This window comes from Nitrosovibrio sp. Nv6, assembly GCF_900110495.1.
Classification (GTDB): domain Bacteria; phylum Pseudomonadota; class Gammaproteobacteria; order Burkholderiales; family Nitrosomonadaceae; genus Nitrosospira.
The window spans coordinates 361266-386515 of record NZ_FODX01000001.1 but is presented as its reverse complement, the minus strand read 5'-3'; the positions used below and the strand labels follow the sequence as shown (position 1 = coordinate 386515).

22 protein-coding genes and 1 tRNA gene are annotated in these 25250 nt (G+C 53.7%); 14 read left to right on the top strand and 9 right to left on the bottom strand.

Going from position 1 to position 25250, the window contains the following annotated elements; genetic code table 11:
- Positions 1-127 precede the first annotated feature (127 nt).
- Positions 128-778, bottom strand: a complete 651-nt coding sequence (locus BMX66_RS01890; protein ID WP_090877832.1) for a UdgX family uracil-DNA binding protein — start codon at positions 776-778, stop codon at positions 128-130.
- 240 nt (positions 779-1018) lie between these two features.
- On the opposite strand from BMX66_RS01890, the gene BMX66_RS15250 reads away from it, so the two are divergent.
- Positions 1019-1330 (top strand): hypothetical protein, encoded by a 312-nt coding sequence (locus BMX66_RS15250; RefSeq protein WP_143058176.1) that lies wholly within the window; start codon positions 1019-1021, stop codon positions 1328-1330.
- Positions 1331-1377: 47 nt separating this feature from the next.
- Here the strand turns inward: BMX66_RS15250 and BMX66_RS01885 are convergent, their stop codons facing one another.
- Genes BMX66_RS01885 through BMX66_RS01875 form a run of 3 tightly spaced genes read right to left on the bottom strand, consistent with a single transcriptional unit; the run spans position 1378 to position 5458 of the window.
- Positions 1378-3087 carry a sensor histidine kinase gene (locus tag BMX66_RS01885; RefSeq protein ID WP_090877830.1) on the bottom strand — a complete coding sequence of 570 codons (1710 nt, stop codon included), beginning with the start codon at positions 3085-3087 and terminating at the stop codon, positions 1378-1380.
- A 52-nt stretch (positions 3088-3139) separates the two neighbouring features.
- Complete coding sequence (locus BMX66_RS01880) at positions 3140-3553, bottom strand: response regulator (RefSeq protein ID WP_090877828.1); 414 nt, start codon at positions 3551-3553, stop codon at positions 3140-3142.
- A gap of 12 nt (positions 3554-3565) precedes the next feature.
- Positions 3566-5458, bottom strand: coding sequence for a Tar ligand binding domain-containing protein (locus BMX66_RS01875; RefSeq protein ID WP_090877826.1), 1893 nt, complete (start codon positions 5456-5458; stop codon positions 3566-3568).
- A gap of 403 nt (positions 5459-5861) precedes the next feature.
- On the opposite strand from BMX66_RS01875, the gene BMX66_RS15900 reads away from it, so the two are divergent.
- Positions 5862-6452 (top strand): CHRD domain-containing protein, encoded by a 591-nt coding sequence (locus BMX66_RS15900; protein ID WP_090877824.1) that lies wholly within the window; start codon positions 5862-5864, stop codon positions 6450-6452.
- Between the two features lie 282 nt (positions 6453-6734).
- Positions 6735-6823 (top strand) — tRNA-Leu (locus BMX66_RS01865).
- 291 nt (positions 6824-7114) lie between these two features.
- Here BMX66_RS01865 and BMX66_RS01860 read toward each other — a convergent pair.
- The gene (locus BMX66_RS01860; protein ID WP_090877823.1) at positions 7115-7750 is read right to left on the bottom strand and encodes a MarC family protein; all 636 of its coding nucleotides are present in this window, start codon (positions 7748-7750) and stop codon (positions 7115-7117) included.
- 174 nt (positions 7751-7924) lie between these two features.
- A complete protein-coding gene (locus tag BMX66_RS01855; protein ID WP_255398758.1) occupies positions 7925-10996 on the bottom strand; it encodes a bifunctional diguanylate cyclase/phosphodiesterase in 3072 nt (1023 codons plus the stop codon).
- 660 nt (positions 10997-11656) lie between these two features.
- On the opposite strand from BMX66_RS01855, the gene flhD reads away from it, so the two are divergent.
- The 11 genes from flhD (at position 11657) to motD (ending at position 23216) form a co-directional block, all read left to right on the top strand.
- The gene (gene flhD / locus BMX66_RS01850) at positions 11657-11974 is read left to right on the top strand and encodes a flagellar transcriptional regulator FlhD (RefSeq protein ID WP_090877819.1); all 318 of its coding nucleotides are present in this window, start codon (positions 11657-11659) and stop codon (positions 11972-11974) included.
- Positions 11975-12021: 47 nt separating this feature from the next.
- Entirely contained in the window at positions 12022-12579 is a 558-nt protein-coding gene (gene flhC, locus BMX66_RS01845; protein WP_090877817.1) for a flagellar transcriptional regulator FlhC, read from the top strand.
- A gap of 290 nt (positions 12580-12869) precedes the next feature.
- Complete coding sequence (gene motA, locus BMX66_RS01840; protein ID WP_090877814.1) at positions 12870-13733, top strand: flagellar motor stator protein MotA; 864 nt, start codon at positions 12870-12872, stop codon at positions 13731-13733.
- A gap of 11 nt (positions 13734-13744) precedes the next feature.
- Positions 13745-14671 (top strand): flagellar motor protein MotB, encoded by a 927-nt coding sequence (gene motB / locus BMX66_RS01835; protein WP_090877812.1) that lies wholly within the window; start codon positions 13745-13747, stop codon positions 14669-14671.
- A gap of 233 nt (positions 14672-14904) precedes the next feature.
- Positions 14905-16074, top strand: a complete 1170-nt coding sequence (gene flhB / locus BMX66_RS01830; protein WP_090879699.1) for a flagellar biosynthesis protein FlhB — start codon at positions 14905-14907, stop codon at positions 16072-16074.
- A 7-nt stretch (positions 16075-16081) separates the two neighbouring features.
- Positions 16082-18169 (top strand): flagellar biosynthesis protein FlhA, encoded by a 2088-nt coding sequence (gene flhA, locus BMX66_RS01825; RefSeq protein WP_199679282.1) that lies wholly within the window; start codon positions 16082-16084, stop codon positions 18167-18169.
- Positions 18166-19794, top strand: a complete 1629-nt coding sequence (flhF, locus tag BMX66_RS01820; protein WP_090877808.1) for a flagellar biosynthesis protein FlhF — start codon at positions 18166-18168, stop codon at positions 19792-19794. The genes flhA and flhF overlap by 4 nt, the downstream gene beginning before the upstream one ends.
- A complete protein-coding gene (locus BMX66_RS01815) occupies positions 19787-20689 on the top strand; it encodes an AAA family ATPase (protein ID WP_158593361.1) in 903 nt (300 codons plus the stop codon). The genes flhF and BMX66_RS01815 overlap by 8 nt, the downstream gene beginning before the upstream one ends.
- An 8-nt stretch (positions 20690-20697) precedes the next feature.
- Positions 20698-21435, top strand: coding sequence for an RNA polymerase sigma factor FliA (locus BMX66_RS01810; protein ID WP_090879696.1), 738 nt, complete (start codon positions 20698-20700; stop codon positions 21433-21435).
- Positions 21417-22157, top strand: a complete 741-nt coding sequence (locus BMX66_RS01805) for a flagellar motor protein (RefSeq protein WP_090877804.1) — start codon at positions 21417-21419, stop codon at positions 22155-22157. Before BMX66_RS01810 ends, BMX66_RS01805 begins: the two co-directional genes overlap by 19 nt.
- 213 nt (positions 22158-22370) lie before the next feature.
- The gene (gene motD / locus BMX66_RS01800) at positions 22371-23216 is read left to right on the top strand and encodes a flagellar motor protein MotD (protein ID WP_090877802.1); all 846 of its coding nucleotides are present in this window, start codon (positions 22371-22373) and stop codon (positions 23214-23216) included.
- A gap of 51 nt (positions 23217-23267) precedes the next feature.
- Here motD and BMX66_RS01795 read toward each other — a convergent pair whose 3' ends face one another.
- The 3 genes from BMX66_RS01795 to flgA form a co-directional block, all read right to left on the bottom strand.
- Entirely contained in the window at positions 23268-23744 is a 477-nt protein-coding gene (locus tag BMX66_RS01795; protein WP_090877800.1) for a flagella synthesis protein FlgN, read from the bottom strand.
- Between the two features lies 1 nt (position 23745).
- Entirely contained in the window at positions 23746-24063 is a 318-nt protein-coding gene (gene flgM, locus BMX66_RS01790; RefSeq protein ID WP_090877798.1) for a flagellar biosynthesis anti-sigma factor FlgM, read from the bottom strand.
- A 261-nt stretch (positions 24064-24324) separates the two neighbouring features.
- Positions 24325-25128, bottom strand: a complete 804-nt coding sequence (gene flgA, locus BMX66_RS01785; protein ID WP_255398757.1) for a flagellar basal body P-ring formation chaperone FlgA — start codon at positions 25126-25128, stop codon at positions 24325-24327.
- Between the last annotated feature and the right edge of the window lie 122 nt (positions 25129-25250).

Sequence of the window (25250 nt, the reverse complement as noted above, 5' to 3'; positions counted from 1 at the left end):
CGTCTCCTGTATCAAGGAAAATTCGAAGGCAAAAAATATGGCGGTTCAAGATAGATGAGGGGCCTTGAAAAAATCTCGGTATCGGCAGTCTGGATCCAATCTGCCAGTAGGGACGCTGGCGAGAACATTAGGCCAGAAAGGCCCTTGCCAGCTTGAGATCGTTCACAAAGCGGTCATATTCATCATCCTTGTCTCGGTCCGGCACGCGCAGCAGGAATGAGGGATGGACTGTTATCAGTAACGATACGCCCGACGCATACTCACGCAATTTCCCCCGGTTCACCGTAATCGGCGTTGCGCGGCCCAGCAGTGAGCGCGCGGCTGTCGCGCCCAGTGCAATCAGGAGCCGTGGGGTAACCAGTTCAATTTCACGCCTTAGCCAGTCGTAGCATGCCGCGATCTCCGAATCGACAGGTTTTTTGTGCATGCGGCGCTTGCCGCGAATTTCGAATTTGAAGTGCTTGACCGCATTGGTGACATAAACTTCTTCACGTGGGATGTCGGCTGCTGTTAGCGCTCGTGCCAGAAGTTGGCCTGCGGGACCGACAAATGGATGGCCTGTCAGATCTTCCCGGTCGCCGGGTTGCTCGCCGACGAGCATTACTGGCGCAGGCGAGGGGCCTTCGCCAAACACCGTTTGCGTCGCATTCTCCCAGAGTGGGCAGGCGCGGCAACTCGTAGCCGCTTTACGCAAGGCTTCTATGGATTTTCCAGCCTGCTCCGCAGGATGCGTGGCATTTTTCGTATCATCTTTCATACCGGTAATGGCCCAGGCCATGAAATTTGATGCGTTTAAGGATCAACGCTAGATAAATATGTTAAAAAAAACGCATAAAGGAAAAGGCGCTGGTTTAACTAGTTTAGTCTCGATAGTTGAAGACCGCCAGTTATCGGTAAAGATTCGGAATCACAGGTTTTCATCAAAGCGGCAACTTGCATAGCGTGTTTATCAGCTAACGATAACGTTACACAGGCTCGAACCCGCCTGCGCGAGCCAAGAAGTGCAGATCCATCGGTGATGGCTCTTGTCACAATACTTTCCATCGACGGACACAATAGTTTGGCGACGCCTCGACTGACTGGTGCAGCAATGGGAGGACGCTGGAGAGATACCGTGTTCTACTGGGATGTAATTGTCTACCCACTTACGCAAGGTGCACGAGGCGGAACGCAAATAGATGCCCGCTATCACCGAAACATGAGCGAGTTCCGCAGATGTATGCGGTGTATTGCTGATTACTGCATTAAGCGCGATTTATTGGATACGATACGCTGGCCAGCGTGGGAAGCACGATTCCGCCTTCGAGCAAGCGAGACGCCCGTGGATTAGATGGTTCTACGTGGATTAGATGGTTCTATATGGCATTGTGCGCCGATTTAACCTTCGGCGCCAAGCTCCTCGCTTTTACTTCCTCTCGTTGCAGGTCTGGGGGCATTGTCAGCGATCAGTTCGAACCAGAACACACTGCCTTCCCCGACCGTGCTTTCCACGCCGATTTCACCTCCCATCAATTCGACCAATTGCTTTGTCACTACCAAGCCGATGCCCGTACCTTCAACGGAGCCGGTCTCCTGGCCGAGCCGGTTGAATTGCTGAAAAAGCTGCGTCAGTTTTTCCGGTGGGAGTCCTGTTCCCGTATCCCTGATACTGACGCGAATACGCTCTGGAGCCGTCACGTTGCAAGTCACTTCAACGGTACCTCCCTCGCGGTTGTATTTGATCGCATTCGACAGTAGATTAATCAGAACCTGCTTCACCCGCGTCCGATCCGCTTTCACAAAAAAATGCACATCCGGCGGCGGAAAGATCAGCTGTATGCCGCGCTCCTGGGCCTGCGGTTCAATCATGGTCCGCGACTCAGCCATGGCTTCCGCTATGCACATCGGTTCCTGAGAAACAACGAGCTTGCCTGATTCGATTGTGGCGAGATCAAGTATTTTATTGATCAGCTCCAGCAGATACCATCCTGCGACATTGATCTCCTTGAGCATCGTCTTTTGGGTGAACGTTGGCGTTGGTGAACTGGATTCCAATAGCTGGGCAAAACCAAGCATGACGTTGAGTGGCGAACGCAACTCGTGGCTCATGCTGGAAAGGAAATCCGATTTTGCGAGATTCGCTTTTTCAGCATCCGTCTTGGCCTTGGTCAGCTCTTCCTCAATCAGCTTCCGCTCAGCGATGTCACGCCGCAATTCCGCATTCACCTTGGCCAGCTCATCCGTGCGTTTTGCCACGAGTTCCTCCAGGCGATACCGGTGTTCCCGCAACTCCGCTTCCGCCTGTTTGCTTTCGGTAATGTCGACCAGAATGCCTTGCAGGAAGAGGGAACGTCCTGACTCGTCCCGTACCACGCTCGCTTCATCGCGAAACCACAAAACTGTTCCATTATGGGAAATCAGGCGGTATTCGCAGCGCAGGGGGGCGCCGGTAGCGCGGCTTTTGGCACGTTCCTCCAGTGCGCGCGGCCGATCGTCCGGGTGAATCCGGGAAAGAAGAATGTCGGGATCATTGAGCCAGTCCTCTGGAGGAAACCCGAGCGTTTCGATCCGGGTGCTGACGTAGAGGAAGCGATTGGTACCATCCAGCGTGGCGATGTAAACGATCGCCGGGATTGTCTCGACCAGCGAACGGTATTTGGCCTCGGCCTGGGCCAGTTTATCTTCCGCAAGCTTCTTTTCGGTCAGCATTCGCCGTTCGCTCAGCACGCGCTGGATGACGGCAGGCAGTAACTCAAGATACTGGTGTTCCATATCTTTGATGAGATAATCCCTGGCGCCACGCTTCATCGCCTCTACAGCGATAGTAGCGTTGTCAGTGCCAGTCAGCATCATGACGGGGATGGACACATCGCCTGTATCATCGGTTAACGCAGCCAGAAACTCCAAGCCATTCAGGTCCGGCAAGTGGTAATCAAGCAAAACACAATCCGGTTTTTGCTCGTGGGCGAGTTGCAGCCCCTCATGACCAGATTCTGCTTCGGAAAGCGCGAATTCGTAGTCCACATTCCGCGCAAGGGCGCGTCGACAGGCCATGCGGTCCACGGCGTCGTCTTCAACGAGGAGTACGCGAATCAGTGGTTTGGTCATAGCAGAGCTAATTGACGATAAGAATTCAGAAGTATCCCTTTTTCGGTCCTTGTTACGGCATTTCACTAATGGTCCAATAAGCGTCAATGGAGCGCATGACCTCGACAAATTGCCGGTAATCGACCGGTTTTGCCATGTATCCGGCAACCCCCATATTAAAGCTGTTTACCTTGTCCTGCTGCTCCTCCGATGTAGTCAATACAACTACCGGAATACGCTTTAACTGGTCATCATGCTTTACCACCTGCAGAAATTCAATCCCGTTCATGATGGGCATGTTCAGGTCCAGCAGGATTATGCAGGGCTTGTCGCTTTTTGGTTCCCGAAGATAATGTATTGCTTCCTCCCCGTTTTCCAGATGCACGAGCGGATTCGTTACGTGGATCTCCTTGAGAGCGCGTATTACGGTCATGGTATCCACTTGATCGTCTTCGACCAGGAGAATGGGTTTATTGGTAATTTTCATGTTGCTTCTCCTTTATTTATTAGCGATTGCTGCAGGTAGAGTGAAGAAAAATGTACTACCTTCACCGATTGTGGACTCGATCCAGATATGGCCGCCATACATTTCCACAATTTTTTTCACCAGAGCCAGACCGACACCTGTGCTTTCTATTCGATCGCGGGGCGCGAGTGTCTGGAATAGCTGAAAGATCCTTTCGAAATGGCGTGATTCAATACCGGGTCCGTTATCGGTTACGCCAAACTTCCAATGCTCGCCCTCTGCCGTACAGGTAATCCGGATCACACTCTCAGGTTTATTCATGTATTTAATGGCGTTGGAAAGCAGGTTTTGAAAAATCTGCTGGATACGGGTTGGCTCTACGACCACGGTCGGCAATGGATCCTCAACAGTAATGGTAACATTCGGCGACGGGGCGAGGAGATCAATCACATCCTGTACTACCTCACCGACATCCACTGCCACCGGCGCCTCTCTTACTCGGCCCACCCGCGAGTATTGCAAAATACCATCGATCAAATTTCCCATGCGGTGCACTCTGCTGACAAGGAGGCGCATATGTTCCTTGCCTTCGTCATCGAATTTTTCCGCATAGTCGGTGGAAAGCCAATCCGCCAATGCGCCGATGGCTCGCAGCGGCGCTTTTAAATCATGAGATACTACGTAGGCAAAACTTTTCAGTTCCTCATTGGCGCTTTCCAGATCAGCCATCAAGTTCGCTTTCTGCTCTTCCGCCGCCTTGCGTGGACTGATGTCGCGGAAGATGACGACGAACATTCGATCATCCCTGTCGCCTATCTCGACGACCGCCACGTCCAGCGGAAACGTTGCACCGCTCTTGCGCAGCCCTACGACCTCCGTAACTACCCCCAGCGCTTTGGACCCTTCCGTTTCCAGATAATTTTTGAAATAGTCGGCGCGCTGGCCTTTTCCTTGCTCCAGTTCCGGGAACAGAAGACCGATATTTTGCCCGATAATCTCGTTCTCCGGGTAACCAAAAATCCGCTCGGCAGCAGGATTGAAGGTTTCAATCACGCCCTGTTCATTGACCGAGACAACACCGTCAATAAGATTGCTCACCAAGGCTCCGGTACGCGCTTCACTTTCCCGAACCTGGGCGATGGTATCGACCAGGCTATCCCGCATTTCCTTCAAGGCTTGCATGAGTTGCCCAATCTCATCGTTCGACTGGACTTCGATTTCCTGTCTCAAATTACCCGCGGCAACACTGCGGGCAATCTTCACTACCTCCTCGAGTGGCCGAAAAATGACACGAATGAACACGAGGCTGAATAGCGCCGCCAGGACCAAGGCAATGATTATCGAAGCAAGGAGAATATTGCGGACGGTATTATAGTGTTCTTGTTCCTGATCATATTCTCTCTTGGCCTCATCGACTTGCAACAAAACAAGAGCATCAATGCTTTCGCCGACCGGTGCATAGAGTGGCCGAATTTTTTCCACAAGAATACGGTTTGCCTCCCCGATTTTATTCGCACGTAAAGCGCTTACTGCCGGAACCAGGCCCTCGGTCACGTATTTTCTATGGTCACCAGCAAACTTCGACGCCAGTTTTCTTTCTACGGGGGTCAGGTGGGTGGTTATGTAACCTTCCCAGGTTTTCGTAATTTCCGCGGTATTCTTCTCGACCAGCGCTGTTTTTGTCTTGATGATCTCGGGCGTCGGCATAACGAGAGCCGATGTGATAGCGAGGCGATTTTGTAGCAAGAGCGATTCGATATACCCGACCTGACTGAGCGGGATGGCTCGATCATGATAAACCGTCTTCAACCCTTCTATCGCGCTGCTCATTCCGAACAAACCGATCATTCCCATTCCCAATAGAAAGGCCACCAGGAAGGACAAGGTGAAGATCAAGCGAGACTTGATGGTCAGGTTTCTAAGCATGTTGACCTGAATATTCAAAAGGAAAGCGCCTTAATTTGCGGTGTACACCCAGAGGTTATGCATATTACCTGTATGAACCGCAAGTGAAAAACATCTTTTCATTTAATTTACAAACTTGATTCCGTTGTCTGGAATAAGCAGGTGGAGGCAGAGCTGAAAAATTTAATATCTGGCGAGCAGAATAGCCTTAACCCCCAAATCCACTTGCGAGCTGAACAGGGTTGTAGTTAACAGTTCCCCAATCACACCCATGCTGCAACCAGATGGCCTATTGAAAGACCAGTGTCAATATGTACTATATTTAGTTAGCGCCTTTGGATTCCTGATCCAGGCCGCTCGATAACGTTTGCCGTGTTCCTTACATATGTAGTGCGGAAGTTCAACTTAAAGGAGGGTAGTTATCATGAAACTCAATATCTTGATTGCAGGATGCCTTTTTGCTGCAGCCGTCGCCATGCCTGCCGCCGCTGATGAGTCAATTTATACAGCCGTGCTCAGCGGTCCCAATGAGGAACCGCCGAATACGTCTCCCGGTACCGGTGCGGCAACGGTCACCATCGATCCTGATCTGGGTACAATGCGTGTTCAGGAGAATTTCAGTGGTCTCGTGGAAGGCGTTACAGCTTCACACATTCATTGCTGTACGACCGCACCAAATGCGGGTCTCGCAGGTGTGGCAACCACGACGCCTACGTTCACCGGTTTTCCCTCCGGCGTGACGGCGGGGGATTACGATCACACGTTTGATATGACACAGGCGTCAAGTTACAATCCAGCGTTCATCACAGCCAATGGGGGAACTATCGATGGCGCATTCGATGCACTTGTAGCAGGGATAAATAGCGGCAGCGCTTACGCGAATATTCACTCCTCCGAGTTTCCCGGAGGCGAGATCCGCGGTTTCCTGGCGCCAATACCCGAGCCCGAAACCTATGCAATGCTGCTGGCCGGTCTTGCATTGATAAGTGTGATGGCCCGCCGCCGTCGTGTTTGACGCAGGAACTGTATTCGGCTAGGGGCCCCTTGGGCCCCTTTTTTTTATGCCGTTCTTAACAGCTGATTCCGCACTCGTCCGCGGTTGCTCGGTCTCTTCTCAAGTTACACCATAGCTAACCTGTACCATACTCACTTCTTTTCGCTAATCAAATCTGAGTCATTCAGTGCTTGCGGGCATAAGACTTATTCAAACATCATTCGGAAATGCTCGAATCACGAATCCCTGAACATATATCGCGCTTTTTTACTTCGGGTTACAATTGACGCGTTCAGATCAATCGCCCGGATGGTGAAATTGGTAGACACAAGGGACTTAAAATCCCTCGGGCTTAATCGCCCATGCCGGTTCGATTCCGGCTCCGGGCACCAACAAATTAAGAGTTAACTCAAGAATCCCCAAGCGAAAGTTTTCTGATTTAATGCGGTGGGGTACAAGGGCACTGACCAAAAACTATTACGGTTCGTTAAAAAGAATATACTAAAGGTGGTTGCCGAGACAATGACGCCAATGCTTAACCAGCAGGAATCACTGTTCTTCTTTAGGGGTCATATGAACTATTAATAAGCACCATTTCTTTTTGCCACGAATTACTGGTGGCGGTGCCCTCCGTTCTCGATCCGCCCTGGTTATCCAGTCTTACTCAAATAAGAATTTTGACACTATACTGGAGCAAGCATCGGAAACAGTCCGCGTAATCCAGTGGCCATCATCTCTACGGCTATCGCCGCAAGAATAAATCCCCCAACGCGCTGTACGACATCCAAGGTGGATTGCCGAATCTTCTTTTCCGCGTGGCAAGCCATATAAAAAGTTATCCAGCAGACAATACCTACGATAAGGATAGGCGCCACCACATGAATCAAATCGGAATAGGTATGCCATGCGCTGTTTGCCATTACGTAGCTGAATGCCGCCGGGCCAGCCAGTAGTGGCACAGCCAGAGGAACGATTGCGGCTTCCCGAACGCCGCCTTCATTAGCGGAACCGGGCGACCCCTTGAAGGTTGATTCCTTCCCCAGAACCATTGCTATTGCCAGCAACAAGACAATAATTCCTCCACCGACCTGCATCGCGCCCAGCGATACGCCTAGCAACCTTAAAATAGGCATCCCCAGAAATGTTGCCGCCAGTAATGCCACAGTAACGCTCACGCCGATAGTCCTGGCAAACCGGCCCTTGCTGCGTAGGTCAAAACCCTCCGTAGCAGCGAGAAAAACCGGGATCATGGAAACAGGTCCCATCAGCACGAACAGCGAGATGGTTTTCTTGATGGTTAGAGCCAAAATCGAAAGCATTATCTAATGGGGATGGGTGAAATGTTGCGCGTCCTTATGGACGGGGAATGGACGTTATACCAAAGATGAGCAAGCCCGAGTGGACAGTATTCGCCAAACGACCCGCATGTTGTATTCCGGCTACTGCAAGTTTCCTTCAAAACCCAGCTCATAGTACTCGCGGTCCCGCTACTGCTAGTGCCCATCTCTCCCAGATATAAATTCCTCGAATTGATCCAGCGGCAGCGGCGGGCTGAACAGATAGCCTTGATACGCGCTGCAGCCATGTTTGGCGAGAAAGTCCCTTTGTGCTCCGGTTTCCACTCCCTCGGCGATCACGGCTAGCCCCATACTTTTCGCGAGAAGCAGAATGGCACGGACAATGGTCGCGTTGTTGGTGTCGGTCAGTACGTCTCTGACGAAAGACTGGTCGATCTTTACCCAGTCCAGCGGGAGGCGTTTGAGATAATACAGTGAGGAATAGCCAATGCCAAAGTCATCCAGGGCAAAACCTACACCTATAGCTTTCAGCGCCGCCATTTTCGCAACCGTGTCATCCATGTTGTGTACCAGTACGCTCTCCGTAAGCTCAAGCTTGAGCTTACTCGCATCGGCGCCGGTTCGGTCGAGCGTCGAGACTACGAGTTCCACGAAATCCGGCTGACAAAATTGGCGCGGGCTGACATTTACGGCCATATTGAGTCCAGCTGTCTCCGGCCGTGTCGACCAAGCCGCCAGTTGGATACACGCAGCTTCCAGCACCCAACTGCCCAAGGGAAGAATCAGACCGGTTTCCTCCGTTTGCGGAATGAATTCAGCTGGAGCCAATAGACCGCGCCGCGGATGCTCCCATCTTATCAATGCTTCGGCACCTGTTACGCCATTGCTATCAACCTGGGGTTGATAGTGGAGAACAAACTCGTTTCTCTCCCAGCTTTCGTGTAAATCCGATTTCAGAACAACGCGCGCATTCATTGCGTCCTGCATATCCGGGTCGAAGAAACACATGGCATTGCGCCCCGATGCTTTTGCCTGATACATCGCCAGATCTGCATGTTTCAGCAGTTCATCCGTTGTGTGGGACTGATCACTGAATAGCGCGATGCCGATGCTCGGCGTAGTGTGGTGCTTATAAATTCCCAAATTGAAAGGCTGATTGAAGGCAACAAGGATCCTCTCACAAATGGTCTTTATCTGAGTAACGGCATCGTCATGATCTTCGCTAAATTCAGCCACCAGTACAATCACGAACTCGTCTCCTCCCAGACGGGCTACAGTATCGCTTTCCCGGACACAAGAGATCAGGCGAGGGGCTACCTGCTGTAATAGCAGGTCGCCAAAGTCATGGCCAAGGGTATCGTTGAGCAATTTGAAATTGTCCAGGTCGATAAACAGCAATGCACCCATGCGCCTGTTACGTGCACTCACCGACAGCGCCTGCCGCAGCCGGTCCAGCAGGAGTTGCCTGTTGGGTAAGCCGGTCAGGGAATCGTAGAAAGCGAGATACTGAATTTCGTTTTCCGCCATCTTGCGTTGCGTGATGTCGGTATTGATCGCGAAGATCGACTGGGGCTGCCCCTCATCATTTCTGACCAGCGTCCAATGGGCTTCCGTCATCAAAGCGCTACCATCCTTGCGCCGCTGTGCAATTTCTCCCCGCCATTCTCCAACGTTCAACACTAGTTCCGTCGCTTCACGGAAGGCTGCGATATCTTCATACAATACCGCTATTGACTCACCGATTACCTCTTCTGACGTCCATCCGTAAAGCCGTTGAGCCCCCTGGTTCCAAAACCGGATGCGATGATCGATTCCACGTACAATAATAGCGTCCGTTGCCTTGTCAAGCAGGGATGCCTGCTCGCGAATGCGGACATCGGCTTCCTGGCGCGCCTGTTCAGCCTGCTTTCGCGCGGTAATGTCACGAAAATAGATAGCCAAACCTTCTTCCGAAGGGTAGGCGTGGACCTCAAACCATTTACCGAGTGGTGCGTAAAAATCTTCAAAGGTTGCCGTGACGTTTTCGGCCAGGGCTTGATGAAATTCGCGATCAAATGTACTTCCTACCGTCTCACCAAATTCTTCCCAGAATACCCGGCCCAGAAGATCGGTGCGGCCTCGCCGTAACAGATTTTCTGCTTCCTTGTTCACATAGGTAAAGCGCCATTCCCGATCGGTTGCGCAAAAAGCATCGGTTATGCTTTCCAGTATTCTTTCCGTTCGGAGCTTCGAGTTAGAAAGTTCAAGTGTTGCGGCCTGTTGTTCCTCTATAGCCGACAGCAATTTTTTGTTTATTCGTCCCAGGGCAAGAGCCTTTTCCTTATTTATGGAAAGGACAAATGAAACCATGGCGGTCAGAATGCTTGCGAGAATTCCGACAAACAAGACGAGGAGGGCTTCATAACTGCTTATGGCTTTTTCGAATGCAGGGCGTGAGGTGGCCTCTATAGTCCAGGTCTGTCCGTAAACAGTTATCGGTATTGCCCGCCTGAATTGAGGGGCCGCCATCTGTTCAGATTGATTTTCGTTGCTGTCGAAAAGAAGAGAGCTCTCCGTCATTACTTTGCCGTCAAAAATCTTCAAATCGAGAATATCAAGCTCGGCACGAAGAATGGTCCGGATGAAATCGTTCATCCTGAAGGGCGCATAAACATAACCCGCAAGGGATGAACGTTTTTCTTCCATCGTTTCGGGGAGTTTTGCAAGCTTATAGTACGGGAGATACATCAGAACACCCGCCTGAATATCCTCGCTGGTTTCCTGAACAAGCTTTACCTTGCCCGAGAGGGCGGCTTCGCCGGTATCCCGCGCCCGGGACATGGCTGCGCGCCGGACAGACTCGGAGTACATGTCATATCCAAAAGCGCGCAGATTGCTTCCGGCAAATGGTTCGAGATAAATGATGGCCGTGTACTCTTCACGTGGGGACTCCGGCCAGACTTTATAATCGGAGAACCCTTGGGTCCGCACCGCATCAATATGGACTGCGAGTTCCGATGGACGAATATATTTTGCGAAACCCACGCCATGGATTCCCGGATAACTGTCGTCTATCCGTAGGGCGTCCACATATGTGCGCCATTCATCTCTTGAAACTGGATCGGCGGCACGCAACAACCCCAGACCGCCCTTCAACACCTGTTCATATCCAGAAAAGTGATGCTTGATTTCGGCTGTAGCATCAGTGAGGACCTCATTGAACCTGTCATTCGCATTTCGCTCCTGAAGCGCCTTGACTACCCACCAGCTAGCCAGCGTGAGTGACATGAAGACTGCAAATGTTATAGCGGCAACGGTCGGTCGCGAGGGAGCACGTTCAAAAAAAGAGTTCTGTTTGTGGATACTTATCCTCCGCCTCCAGAAATCAGCGATTCGCATATTAGTGAAATGACGACCTGCCATCTTTAATCCAGCGAAGGAGGTTTGGGAGCAATCACGCTACTTTTATGTGATATGGATTTTCTGTAGAGGTTGTGCGCAAAGCTCAAATGATTGCTACAGCTGGGAAAACTTCCGAAGAGAAGTAAATCAGGACATTTGTTAACGATGAATTACTTTTCAAAAAAAGATCACAAAAGATTATAAATGAACGACCGGCAGTCTGTCTTACACTACCTTCGACGCCCCGAGGGTGAGTTTCCTTTCATACGGTAGCAAGGCAGAATATTTTGGCCTGCATTTCAAGTTTCCCGGACAACGGCCGTTAACAAGAGGCGAAACATTAACATCGCCGCCCAGAGATTCCGGACTGTCTCTGGCCAGCCTCCGCAGGATATGATCCTATCTCCTCGACTCTTCGAATAATCCGTGTAGGAAATTTTCCTACACGGAAACTCAATCATTTCCTACGCGGGAATACGAAGGATTCCAATTTCTTGACGCTTTGTGAATGCGCACAATGCATGCATTCCATAAAGGGAGATCAAGATGAAAGCGAACGAGCTGACTAACGAAATCAAGGAACTCAACCTGACCTACCTGATGCTGGCCCAACAGATGGTTCTAGCTGACAAGGACATGGCTATTTTCAGACTTGGGATTAGCAAGGATATCGCTGAAGTACTCGAGGTTCTGTCGCCTGCCCAGATCCTCAAGCTGTCAAACTCCAATATGATGCTGTGCCGCATACGTTTCGATGACAATCTGATATTCGGTATGCTCGCCAATTACAGTAAAGAAAAGACGATGGCCCAGTCCCATGCGACTATCCTGTTAGCGGGTCAGCCAGCCGAAGAAATTTCCTGACCCATTTTGGGGATTCCTGAATTACCGGACAACGAGGTGCAATCATCATGCGCAAGAAGAGTGTAGTATCGGAAGCCAGAGAGATTCAGGAGGCAATCGAAATGATTGGCTTGGGTGCGCGCATGCAGCTGCTGGAAAGTGAAACCAGCCTGAGCCGTGAGCGCCTTATCAAGCTGTACAAGGAACTGAGAGGCGTTTCCCCTCCCAAAGGGATGTTGCCGTTTTCCGCCGACTGGTTTTTGACCTGGCAGCCCAATGTTCATTCGTCGGTATTTGCGGATATTTACCGCTATCTGATCACGCATGCGGATTGCCGTGGTATGAAAGCCATTGTCAAGACCTACAAGCTCTACCTGGAGCATTGCCAGATGTGCCAGATGGAGCCGGTGTTGAGTCTGACTCGCGCCTGGACACTGGTGCGCTTCTTCGAGGGAAAGATTCTGCAGACCGCACCTTGCACCCGGTGTGGCGGACACTTTGTGGTACACGTCGACGATCTTTATAACGGCTACGTATGCGGGTTGTGCCACACTCCGTCACGAGCCGGCAAAACCAACAAACCCAACAAACCCAGAACAATCACGTTCACCGCTGTAGCAGTCTAACACCAAAGGCTCTCTGGTCCTCCCGGCTGGGAGCCTGTTTCTTTCTTCCTGCAATTAGCATTTTTCCAATCTTTGCTCGTCTTTTCCGCCAAGTTCTTTCTTTAAAGTTTGCCTGAATCCGGCCGTTACACAGATGAGTATTTCACTGCAATCGCCTTTGCTCCGTGTCCTATCGTTGACAAGTTGCGCCGTCTGAAAATGTAGAAACCCCGGGGCAAGGCCGATCAAGGTACGGGTTGTGCAATTGGCGCAACAGTTCGTGTGGGACGGATGAGGAAGTATCGGAAAATATGCTAATCATAATCGGATCGCTTGTTGTCTTCGGGTCGGTATTCGGTGGCTTCGCACTAGCCGGAGGTCATCTGGGGGCGCTGTTTCAACCGCTGGAACTGCTGATAATCGGCGGCGCCGCATTAGGCGCCTTCGTGCTTGGCAATACAGGCAAGGCGCAGAAAGCCACACTGAAGGCGCTGCCGAAAATCATGGCTCGTCCCAAGTACACCAAAGCCATGTACATGGATCTCATGGCGCTGCTCTACGACCTTCTGGCACGAGCGCGCAAGGAAGGGTTGATGTCGATAGAACATGATGTGGATAATCCTTATGAGAGCGCAATTTTTGCGAATTATCCCAACATACTGTCGGATCATCAGGTGGTTGAATTCATGACCGACTATCTGCGCCTGATGGTGGGCGGCAATCTCAACGCGTTCGAGCTTGAGAACCTGATGGATAATGAGATCGAGACCCATCATCAGGAGGGTGAAATACCGGTGCACTGCATCGCCAAGCTGGCCGACAGCATGCCGGCCTTCGGCATCGTTGCGGCAGTGATGGGAGTAGTGCATACCATGGCGTCGGTGGGCCTTCCACCGGCCGAGCTGGGCGTGCTTATTGCCCAGGCGCTTGTGGGTACCTTTCTCGGCATCCTGCTTGGCTACGGTTTTGTGGGGCCGCTTGCCGCCGTGCTGGAGCAGAAGCTCGGGGAATCCACCAAGGTCTTGCAGTGCATCAGGGTTACCCTGCTCTCGAGTATTAATGGTTACGCACCAGCGCTGGCGGTTGAGTTTGGCCGCAAGGTACTGTACTCGACTGAGCGGCCCAGTTTCAGCGAGCTGGAAGATTGTGTCAGACAGGCCAGAAGCAATAAATAACAGGAGCTGACATGGCCGCCCAACATCGACCCATTGTAATCAAGAGAATCAGGAAGCGTGGCCGTCCCCATGGCGGCCAGTGGAAAATCGCCTACGCGGACTTTGTTACCGCAATGATGGCATTCTTCCTGCTCATGTGGTTGCTCAGTTCCTCCAGCAGAGCGGAATTGCAGAGTATCTCCGGTTACTTTCAGCCCCCGCCGCAGGCCTTGTCAAAGAATGGTAACGGCACCCACAATGGATCGAGCCTGATTCAGGGCGGTGGGAAAGATCTGACGGAGCACGATGGATACGTCAGAAAATATGAGGGGGAAACTTCCAGAAAATCCTTCAACCTCAAGGTCGCGCATGCCGAGCTGGAGCGTCTCGATGCCCTCAGGCTCGAAGATTTGAAGAAACGGCTGGAACGGTTGATTGAATCCAACGCAACCATGCGCCAGTTCAAGAAGCAATTACTGCTGGACATTACGACTGAAGGGCTGCGCATCCAGATCGTTGATGATCAGAACCGTCCAATGTTTGCGCTGGCCAGCGCCGAATTGGAACCCCATACCAGGGAGATCCTGCAAAAGCTCGGCGGCGTGCTGAATGAGATGCCAAACAAAGTGAGCCTTGCGGGCCACACCGACGCCACGCCCTATGCGAGCGGTGAGAAGCATTACAGCAATTGGGAGCTGTCGGCCGACCGCGCCAACGCCTCGCGGCGTCAGCTCATCATGGGCGGCATGAACGAACAAAAGATCATGCGGGTGGTTGGTTTAAGTTCAGCTGCGCTTTTCGACAGGGATGACCCCACGAATCCCGTCAATCGCCGTATCAGTATTATTGTAATGAGCAAAAGGGCTGCGGCAGCGTTGAGTAGCGAGGGCGGCGAAACGAAAAATATCAATAACGGCACCATCGTGGATTCGCAAGCCCTGAGGCCGAGAGATTCCTGAGCGCAGGCAGGCACCCCATCGCACCATACAGTTGCCGACGTCGCATCCACCGACACCATAGCCATAGCCATAGCCATAGCCATAGCCATAGCCATAGCTATAGCTACTGGCAGCCTATCTATTCTTAAGGCAGAATTGCGGGAGGAATTTCACTCTTTTCCCGTGATGATCTATCCCTGAACCACTCGATAATTGCGTGTGCTTGATTATCGATGTGTTTTCAGGGGTCAGCAGTGAGCGAAGACAGCGATCTGGAAAAAACGGAACCCGCGTCGCCGAGACGGCTGGAGAAATCCCGCGATGAGGGGCAAGTGCCGCGCTCCGCGGAACTATCCACATTTGTAGTCCTGATCGCCGCGGGCACAGGCCTGTGGCTGATGGGCGGTCATCTCAGCCGCCAGCTCACCCATCTGATGAAGGACGGGATGAAACTATCCCGAGAGGTGGGCTTCGATTCCAGCCTGCTCACAGAACGTCTGTTCGACCTGTCCTCCCACGCCCTGCTTACCTTCGCTCCTTTCCTGATCCTGATGTTCGTGGCGGCGCTAAGCGCCCCCATGCTGCTTTCCGGCTGGCTTTTTACCTGGAAGTCGCTCACCCCCGACTTCAATCGGCTAAATCCGTTAAAGGGCATGGCTCGCATGTTCTCATGGAACAGCCTGGTCGAATTGGCCAAGGCTCTTCTCAAGGCCTCGCTGATCGGCTCGATGGGTGCCTGGACGATCTGGCATCACAAGGAAGCGGTGCTGTCGCTGATTTCGGCGCCGCTCACGGCGAGCGCAGGCCATATAGCCGAGCTTATCGTCATGAGTTTTCTTGCCATCGCGGGAACCATGGTGCTGATCGCGGCGGTCGATGTGCCGTTCAGGCTCTGGGATCATTATCGCAAGCTCAAGATGACCAAAGAGGAGCTGCGCCAGGAAAACAAGGAAACCGAAGGCGATCCGCACGTCAAAGCCCGCATCCGCTCGCAGCAGCGCGCCATGGCAAGAAAACGCATGATGGCTGAAATCCCCAAGGCCGACGTGATCGTGACCAATCCGACTCACTACGCGGTTGCACTCAAGTACGAAGAGGGCAAGATGCGCGCGCCGCGTGTTGTTGCCAAGGGTACGCATCTTCTGGCGCTGAAAATCCGCGAAGTAGGGCAGCAGCATCAAGTGCCGTTGCTGGAAGCGCCGCCGCTTGCTCGCGCCCTGTATCAACACGCCGAGCTGGGGGATGAGATTCCTCAACCCTTGTATAACGCCGTGGCGGAGGTACTGGCCTACGTTTACCAACTACGCCGTTATCGTGAACACGGTGAACCAGGCGGCAAGATCCCTCGGCTGCCGGATACGCTGGCGGTACCTCCCGAGCTGGACCCGGAAAACAAGACGCCCGAAGGTACTGGACAAAACTGAAATGAACATGACTTTGACGACATTAACGGCAAAACTGATTTACCTGTTCAGCGGCGTGAAGGTACACAGTTTCGCCGGCCCGTTATTGATACTCATGATTCTCGGCATGATGGTGCTGCCGCTGCCCGCATTCCTGCTGGACATGATGTTCACCTTCAACATCGCGCTCTCCATCATGGTGTTGCTGGTCAGCATTCACACGCTCAAACCGCTGGATTTTGCCGTATTTCCGACAGTGCTGCTGCTTTCGACACTGTTGCGGTTATCGCTAAACGTCGCATCGACCCGCATCGTTCTGATGGAAGGACATAATGGACCGGACGCGGCCGGAAAAGTGATTGAAGCGTTTGGTCATTATCTCGTCGGCGGCAACTACACGGTGGGCATTGTCGTTTTCATCATTCTGGTGGTGATCAACTTCATCGTAATTACCAAGGGCGCCGGCCGCATTGCGGAGGTCGCCGCACGATTTACGCTGGATGCGATGCCGGGCAAGCAGATGGCAATCGACGCGGACCTGAACGCCGGCCTCATCGGGGAGGAGGAGGCCGGCAAACGCCGCGCTACCATAGCCCAGGAAGCAGAGTTCTACGGTTCGATGGACGGCGCCAGCAAGTTTGTGAGAGGCGATGCGATCGCCGGCATCCTGATTCTGTTTATCAATGTGATCGGCGGCCTGATCATCGGCATGATGCAGCACGACCTTGACATGGCGACCGCGGCAAAAAATTATACCCTGCTTGCCATCGGCGATGGTCTCGTTGCACAGATTCCAGCGCTCATCATCTCTACCGCCGCAGGTCTGGTGGTGAGCCGCGTCGGCACAGATGAAAATATCAGCACCCAACTGGCAGGCCAGCTCTTTTCACGGCCGCAGGTACTGATCCTGACCGCTGCCATCATCGGCCTCATGGGCCTGATACCGGGTATGCCGCATATTGCTTTTCTGCTCCTGGCCGCTGTCCTGGGCGCGGGCGCATATGTGATGATCCGGCGCAACAAACAGGCTGCGGCGCATGCGCCGGCGGCGCTGCCCGCGCAACCGGAAGCGCAGGACGCGAGTTGGGATGACGTGATGCCCGTGGACATCCTGGGACTGGAGGTGGGATACCGGCTGATCCCACTGGTGGACAGGATTCAGGATGGGGAGCTGCTGAGGCGGATCAAAGGCGTACGCAAGAAATTCGCTCAGGAAGTCGGCTATCTCCCCCCACCGGTACACATCCGCGACAATCTGGAGTTACGCCCCAATGGATATCGAATCACGCTCAAAGGTGTGGTGATTGGCGCCGGCGAGGTCACCGTGGGCCAGTACCTGGCAATCAATCCGGGTAGCGCCTCCGCCAACTTGCCTGGCCTCGCCACCGCCGACCCTGCATTCGGACTGCCGGCCGTATGGATTGAAGCCAACCAGCGCGAGCAGGCCCAGATGCTGGGCTATACAGTGGTGGATGCCGGTACGGTCGTGGCTACCCATTTGAATCACCTGGTGCATGGTCATGCGGCGGAGTTGCTGGGACGCGTGGAAGTGCAGCAATTACTCGACCGCCTGGCAAAGGACTCGCCCAAGCTGATAGAGGATCTTATTCCGAAGCTGCTCTCGCTCTCTACCCTGCAGAAGGTCTTGCAGAATCTGCTCGAAGAGAATGTGCACATTCGCGATATGCGAACCATCGTTGACGCTCTTACCGAGCATGCTGCCCGGATACAGGACCCGCACGAATTAACGGCTCTGGTGCGTATCGCATTGGGTCGGGCAATCGTCCAGCAAATATGGCCGCAGGCCGGCGAGTTGCAGGTCATGGCGCTGGATTCGGGGCTGGAAAGACTGCTCACGCAAGCGTTGCAGGCCAGCCCGAACGGGACCGGCATCGAACCGGGTCTGGCCGACACGCTGCTGCGCGAAGCCTCGGGGGCGAGCCAGCGGCAGGAACAGGTCGGTCTTGTGCCGGTACTGCTGGTACCCGCACCGCTACGGACATTACTGGCGCGCTTCCTGCGCCGCGCTGTACCCCAGCTCAAGATACTATCACACGCCGAAGTACCCGATTCCAGCAACATTAAAGTCACATCCATTCTGGGAGCCAGAGCATGAGCATCAAAAGATTTTTCGCTAAAACCACCAGTGAAGCTTTGCGCAAGGTGCGCGAAGCACTCGGGTCCGAAGGCGTAATTCTGTCCAATCGAGCGATGGATGGCGGTGTCGAGATACTGGCCTTGAGCAATAATGACATGACCTTGCTGCTGCCGCCGTCCGAGCTTGATGAAGCAGGGTCTGTGTCCGAGGCAGGCAAGAAACAGAATGCGGCCAAACCTGGACGCCAGATGCGAACTTCGCATGTGGAGAAAGGCGGCACAGATGGTAAATATCCACCTCGGCCCAATCTTTTCATCCCTCCTGAGAAGCAGGAGCGATGGAGAGGGAATGGAGCGATTTCAGATCATGCGGCAATTTCAGATCCCGCAATCGAACTACCCAAAACAAGTGGATTGACAAGTGGATTGTCTGGCCCAATAGCGCCAATAGTGAATGTGACGCCGGACTCGGCAAGTGCCGGCAAAAAACGGGGTTCACCAACAAATTCTCCTGATCCTGAGATGGGGCGGCAAACGGTGATCAAAACCGCAGCGGCAGATGTTGGCGGTACTGGTAAACGGAAACGGAATGATCGCCGATCGCAAGCGAAGCCGGATACCCCGGCTCCCGGCAAAAGGCGTCCGTCCGCACTCGACTTTCGTCAGGTCGCGGACGACGTGGCTGCGAGCGTTCTCAGAGAAATCAAGTTGATGCACGGCACCCTGGAACAATTGACCACACTGAACTGGAACGAGCAAGAACGCCGCGATCCCATTCGTGGACGATTGCTGCGCCAGTTACTGGCGGCGGGCTTCAGCAGTTCCCTCGCGCACGACCTGATGAACCAGTTACCTGGCGATATTGACGAAAAAGGCGCAATAAGCCAGGCAAAAACAATATTGGCCGGCAATCTGCAGACCATGAGCAGCGAGCGAGAACTTCTCGAAAAGGGGGGAGTATATGCGCTGGTTGGCCCAACGGGCGTGGGCAAGACGACGACTACCGCGAAGCTTGCTGCGCGTTGTGTGGTGCGTCATGGAGCGGACAAGCTTGCATTGCTGACTACCGACGGCTACCGCATCGGCGGACACGAGCAACTGCGGATTTACGGCAAGATACTGGGTGTAACCGTGCATGCCGTGAGGGACACGCAGGACTTGACCCTTGCCCTGGCTGAACTGCGCGGCAAGCATATGGTGCTGATCGACACGGTGGGTATGGGCCAGCGTGACCAGATGGTGGCCGAACAAGTTGCGATGCTCGCCGGTTGCGGTACTGAGGTCAAACGACTGTTGCTGCTCAATGCCGCTTCAAATGGACATACGCTGAATGAAGTCGCCCACGCCTATCGAGGCGATGGTCTGGCAGGAGCGATCTTAACCAAGCTGGACGAAGCGGTCAGTATAGGCTGCGCGCTCGACACCGCAATTCGCCATTGCTTGCCGCTTTACTATGTTGCGCAGGGTCAGCGGGTTCCAGAAGACCTGGAAATGGCTGACGCCGCGCGCCTGATTAGCTGTGCCCTGGAAAATACGCCTTCTGATTCTCCCTTCGCCATGGCGGAAGAGGCGTTCTCATTAGTCATGCCCGACGGCAACAAGGGCGCGCGCAAGACGGACATGAGTGGGGCCCGCCTTGGCTGAGCCGATCCATGACCAGGCAGAAGGACTGCGCCGCTTACTGGTGCAGGACTTTTTGCGTGTTATCACCGTCACTTCCGGCAATACAGGCGCGGGCAGGACAACGGCGGTGATCAATCTCGCCGCGGCGCTGGCACGCAACGGTAGAAACGTACTGGTGATCGACGAGAATGCGAGCGCCAGTAACGTCAGTGCTACGCTAGGCCTCAATGCGCACCGGGATCTGCTGGATGTGATCCGGCGCGACAAGACCCTGGATGACGTCATCATTTCGGGTCCCGAAGGGTTTTTTATCCTGCCGGCAGGGCGCGGCATGCGTGTGCTGGAGAAGCTCAGCGCGGACGACCGGGCTTATCTGATCGGCTGTTTTGCGCATCTTGCTCAGCCGGTGGATTTGGTATTGATTGACGCCGCACCGGGCCGATCCAGTTGTCTTCTTCCGTTTACCTTTTCCACGCATGAGATCGTCGTGATTGTTTCTCCCGAGCCGCCCTCGATTACCGCCGCCTACGCGCTGATCAAGCATATCAGTGGCTTCTATCACGACAAACGGCGAAATTTCAACGTACTGGTCAACAGGGCCCGTAACGAGACCGAAGCGCAGATGATTTTTGACAACATGGCTGGGGCAGCCAGGTGCTATCTGGAGGTGGAGCTCGACTTCATGGGCTTTATCCCGCAGGACCGAAAGCTCTGCCTTGGACCGCCGGTTGCCGGCACATTTCAACCTTCGGCTTCAGCGATTGCATTCCATCATGTGGCGGAATTATTGACAGACCGTCCCCGTCAGGACGCTGAATCAGCGACCGAGGGAAGAGGTCTGGAACGCTTCATGCAGGGGCTTTTGCAAAGCAGTCAAAGCAGCATTGTCAATGGATTAAGTACGAGCTCACGATGAATCAGACAATGTACACCTCAAGCGGTGCGATCGACAAACAGCAGCAACTCGTCACGTTTGCTCCGCTTGTCAAACGAATTGCTCATCACATGATTGCCCGGCTGCCGGGCAGCGTGGAGGCCGATGACCTGATCCAGGTTGGAATGATCGGCTTGATGGATGCGCTGAATCGCTACGAGGAAATACCCGGCGCTCAATTCGAGACTTATGCGCAGCAGCGCATTCGCGGCGCGATGCTGGATGAATTGCGCCAGATGGACTGGCTTCCGCGTGGAGCGCGCAGGAACATGCGTCAGATCGAGGCGGCCATTAACGCGCTGCAGCAACGCCTTGGCCGTTCGCCCAGCGAGATCGAGATAGCTGGGGAATTAGGAGTGCCTATCGCCGGTTATCACCAGATGCTGCTCGATGCGCGCGGCGCTCAGCTAATCCACTATGAAGACTTCGCCGATAGCGATGATGACAATTTTCTGGAGCGCAACTGCGCCGCTGATACCCCTGACTCCGATGACCCCCTGGCAAACCTGCTGGATAGCGATCTCCGGCAAGCGCTGATCAGCGCGATAGGCAGCCTGCCCGAGCGCGAGAAGATGCTGATGGGCCTGTACTACGAGCAGGAATTGAATTTCAAGGAGATTGGCGCGATTCTGGGTGTATCTGAATCCAGAGTATGCCAAATTCATAGCCAGGCTGTTGCGCGGCTTCGCGCCAGACTCAAGGAATGCGCATGGACCTCAATAGCATAATCGGTATCGTTGTTGCGTTAGTCGCGGTTTTTGGCGCACAAGCGATGGAAGGCGGCAATCCGGGATCGCTTGTCCAGTTTACCGCCTTTGCCATGGTGCTGGGCGGCACGCTGGGCGCGGTGCTGTTGCAAAGCCCCGTGCGCCAGTTTGTGCTGGGCATGAAAATGAGCCGCTGGGTATTCGTTCCACCGCGACTCGACGCGCCAGCAGTGGTAGAGCATATCGCTGTCTGGAGTGCTGCGGCGCGCAAAGAAGGTTTCCTCTCGCTGGATTCACATATCGAAGGCATCGATGATCCGTTCGTAAAAAAGGGATTGCAACTGGTAGTCGATGGTACGGATCCGCTCGTATTGAAGCGCGTGCTGGAGGTAGAGATCGATACGTTCGACGAACTTCATCGTCAGGGCGCCAGGGTATGGGAAGCGGCGGGTGGATATGCACCGACGATTGGTATTCTGGGAGCCGTAATGGGACTTATCCAGGTAATGGAGAATTTGTCGGACCCCACCCACCTGGGTGCCGGTATTGCCGTGGCGTTCGTCGCGACCATTTATGGCGTTGGATTGGCCAATCTGGCGTTTCTGCCAATAGCGAACAAGCTGAAAACCCTCATTGCCCGTCAGGTACTGATGCGTGAAATGCTGGTGGATGGGCTGGTGGGAATTGCGAAAGGCGAGAATCCGCGCCTGATCGCGGGACGGCTTGGGGGCTATGTAGTGTAAGACATGTCTGATAGACGAATATTGATGATGACGTAAAGTCGCAGTACCTGAAGCAATCCATTAAGGAGAAATAATGAAAAACAACCAACAAACGGCCCTGACAGGTAAAGTTGAAGATGCGGCTAGCCCGGATAGCGGTGACAAAGAATAAACGAAAATGCTTGCGGGAGAGCGCGTTCCGCACTCATCCATAATCCACAACCTGGAGCCAAGATGCCACGCAGGCATAAACCGGAAGAGCATGAAAATCACGAGCGCTGGCTGGTGTCCTACGCGGACTTTATCACCCTTCTGCTTGCACTGTTTGTCGTCATGTACGCGATCTCCCAAGTAAATGCGGGCAAATCCCGCGTGTTGGCGGAGTCCCTTGTCAATGCTCTCGACGCGCAAACGGATCAACGCAACGTGGTAGTACCGGTACCGGATCCAGTACCTTCGATTGCGGACAGCCAGGCGATTAAAAAGGCAAATCATCTTGAAGAAACACGGCGCCGGCAACAGGAAAGGATGGCGGCCATCGCCCATGACCTGGTGTCCACCTTCGCCCCCCTTGTAGAGAACGGCCAGGTGCGAGTCGTTCGCAGTAGCGTGGGGCTGGGTGTGGAAATCAATGCCAGCGTGCTGTTTGCGCCGGGCCAGGCGGAAGTTCAGGAGAATTCGAGCAGGGTGCTTGAGGCGGTGGCGCTGGTGTTGAAGAATGACGACTATGCGATTCAGGTGGAAGGCCACACCGACAATATCCCGATCACTGAGAAATTTCCTTCCAATTGGGAATTGTCGGCAATGCGCGCCAGCAGTGTTGTACGGTTGCTGATCAACCAGGGAGTGGATGCGAGCCGCCTGACAGCCGTGGGCCATGGCGAAAACCGGCCTGTCGACACTAATGACAGTGAGGAGGGCCGTATGCGCAATCGGCGGGTCACGGTTATGATTCTTTCCACCCCACCCGAATCCTTGCCCCAGGTCTTTCCTGAAATCCTGCCTGAAGATCTGCCTGGAGTCCTGGCGGATAGCTCAAGCCACGGCATTGCATTACCGATAATGATTTCCCGCCTCTGAGATATTCCTTGCAGACTTGATGACTGAGGTCTAGAACGCACACCCCACGGATCAGACTTCGCCAAGCATGCGTCCGCCAGGGAATGGCTGGGGTTGTCCGTCCGATCCATACAGACCAGCGCCTTGAGCACTGCGGGTAGCTGCCTGGAGCGCTGAAAGCCTCTGCTGGTTATAGCGCAGCCGCTGACCGACAATTATGCTGTTGATATTATTGAGTTCATTTGCTGTTTCAGCCAGCTGAAGCAGGTCCCGCCACGAATCGGCGGCAGCTGGCCAATCTTGCAGCCCACGCTCCATGCCAACGCGATCCTGCGAGTAGCCCGACATCGCGAGCCAGCAGTTGCGCGCATTTGTCAGTTGGGCCAATTGTTGGGCATGACGCGCTTTTTCCGTTGCCAGCGACAGTAACAAAGACGCATCCGAATGCTGCAATGCGTGCTGCTCGCGGCGCAAAACATCAATGAACGCCAGCGTCGCGTCACGTTCGCGGGGGACGCCTGCAATCGGATCAAAAACGCTGTTGGTCAAGTTAGCCCTGCCTGGTGCGGATCAGGTCTCGCACCGTCTCCAGCAAACCATCAGCCACCTTGCCAGCGTTCACGACGAACCGGCCCTCGCTGATTGCCTGCTTGATTTCAGCCACCCGAGCGGCGTCAAAAACTTCACCGGTAGCCAGGTTTTTCTCGATGCTTTGCAGATGCGTACTGAGTTTAACGCTGTCGCCTGTGTTACCCGGTTCGTTTGGTGTAGCAATCTCCGCTGATCTTTGTCCGGGTCTGGCAGAGGATACCAGCGCCTCGCCGACAGGCGAGGCTGGTGTAGTCTTGATGGAATTTTCTATTTTCATAGGGTGTATCTCCTGCAGTTAACCGTAAATATTTAACGGCGACCTCGTGAGGAACTTTAGGCCAATTTTATCGGTGAAAATTTGCCTGCATATTGTTATAGCCATTCTTCAAATGGAAATACTGAGGATCACTCTGGTTCCATTTATCCTGCCGTCACAGTTAACCATATATCTACGGCAACCTGGGTGAAAATCGAGATCGCGCCCCTACTATAACGGCAACCATTAAGGCCAGCTCAAGTCAGTCATAGTAGCGTTTCCTCAATAACTTATCACGACTATTGCTCCGGCTCGCGCGATTCCGCTAATTACCGAGCCTGACGCACTTCTTACCTGTACCAACTGGCCTTCCGCCGCGTTGTTAAGTGCTTTCCCCTCACCGGATACGCTGAATCCGGGTCCGCTGGAAATCAGTTTCACGTTTTGATTCTGTATTACGGCTGCTTGCGCGCGCAGCATGTCCTGGCGCACGGGGCTGCCGAAGGGGAGGCTGCTGGTCAGCGCCCTGCCGGTCGCCTGATTCAGGTCAGTGACGATGCCTGGTGGAAGCTGGGTCAGATCTCCACTGCGTATGGTCAAGTCTGCAGGGGCAAGTATATGGCCCTGCGTTAACGGACGGGTACTCACTACATAATCCGCCACCACTTTCACGGTTGCGCGGACATAAATAGTCCAAGTATTTGGCACGGAGCAACGGACGATCACCGTCGTATTGCCCCATGGCCGGCTACCAGGCGGCAATGCCGGCTCAAGCGCGGCACAGACGGGAAGGTTGACCCGTGCGTCGATTGCGCCAAGGGTGATATCAACCTGACCCGGTAGACCGGCTGACTGTGTACGCAGAAAATCCAGAGCAACGTCCTGAATAAGACGATGGTCCTGTTTCGCGCTGGCAGAGGCTGATGCCGCAGCGGGCACCGACAGAAACACGATCAGGCTGAAATGGCATGACAGGCGTCGCAAGCTAATGATGGGCATGATGAACATGACAGATTCCTTGAAAGAATGCCCTGGATCAGGCCGAACCGGGCCGAGCGGAGGGTAGCGGTATTTTAGTCTGGACATATCGCAACTGCCTGCGGAACTGAGGCTGGTTTTATCCGTTATTCAGTGAATCGACCTGATGCATGTCACCGTATTCTTGGTATCGCGGCTAATCGGACCTCACTTATCCGGATTCTGTCTCA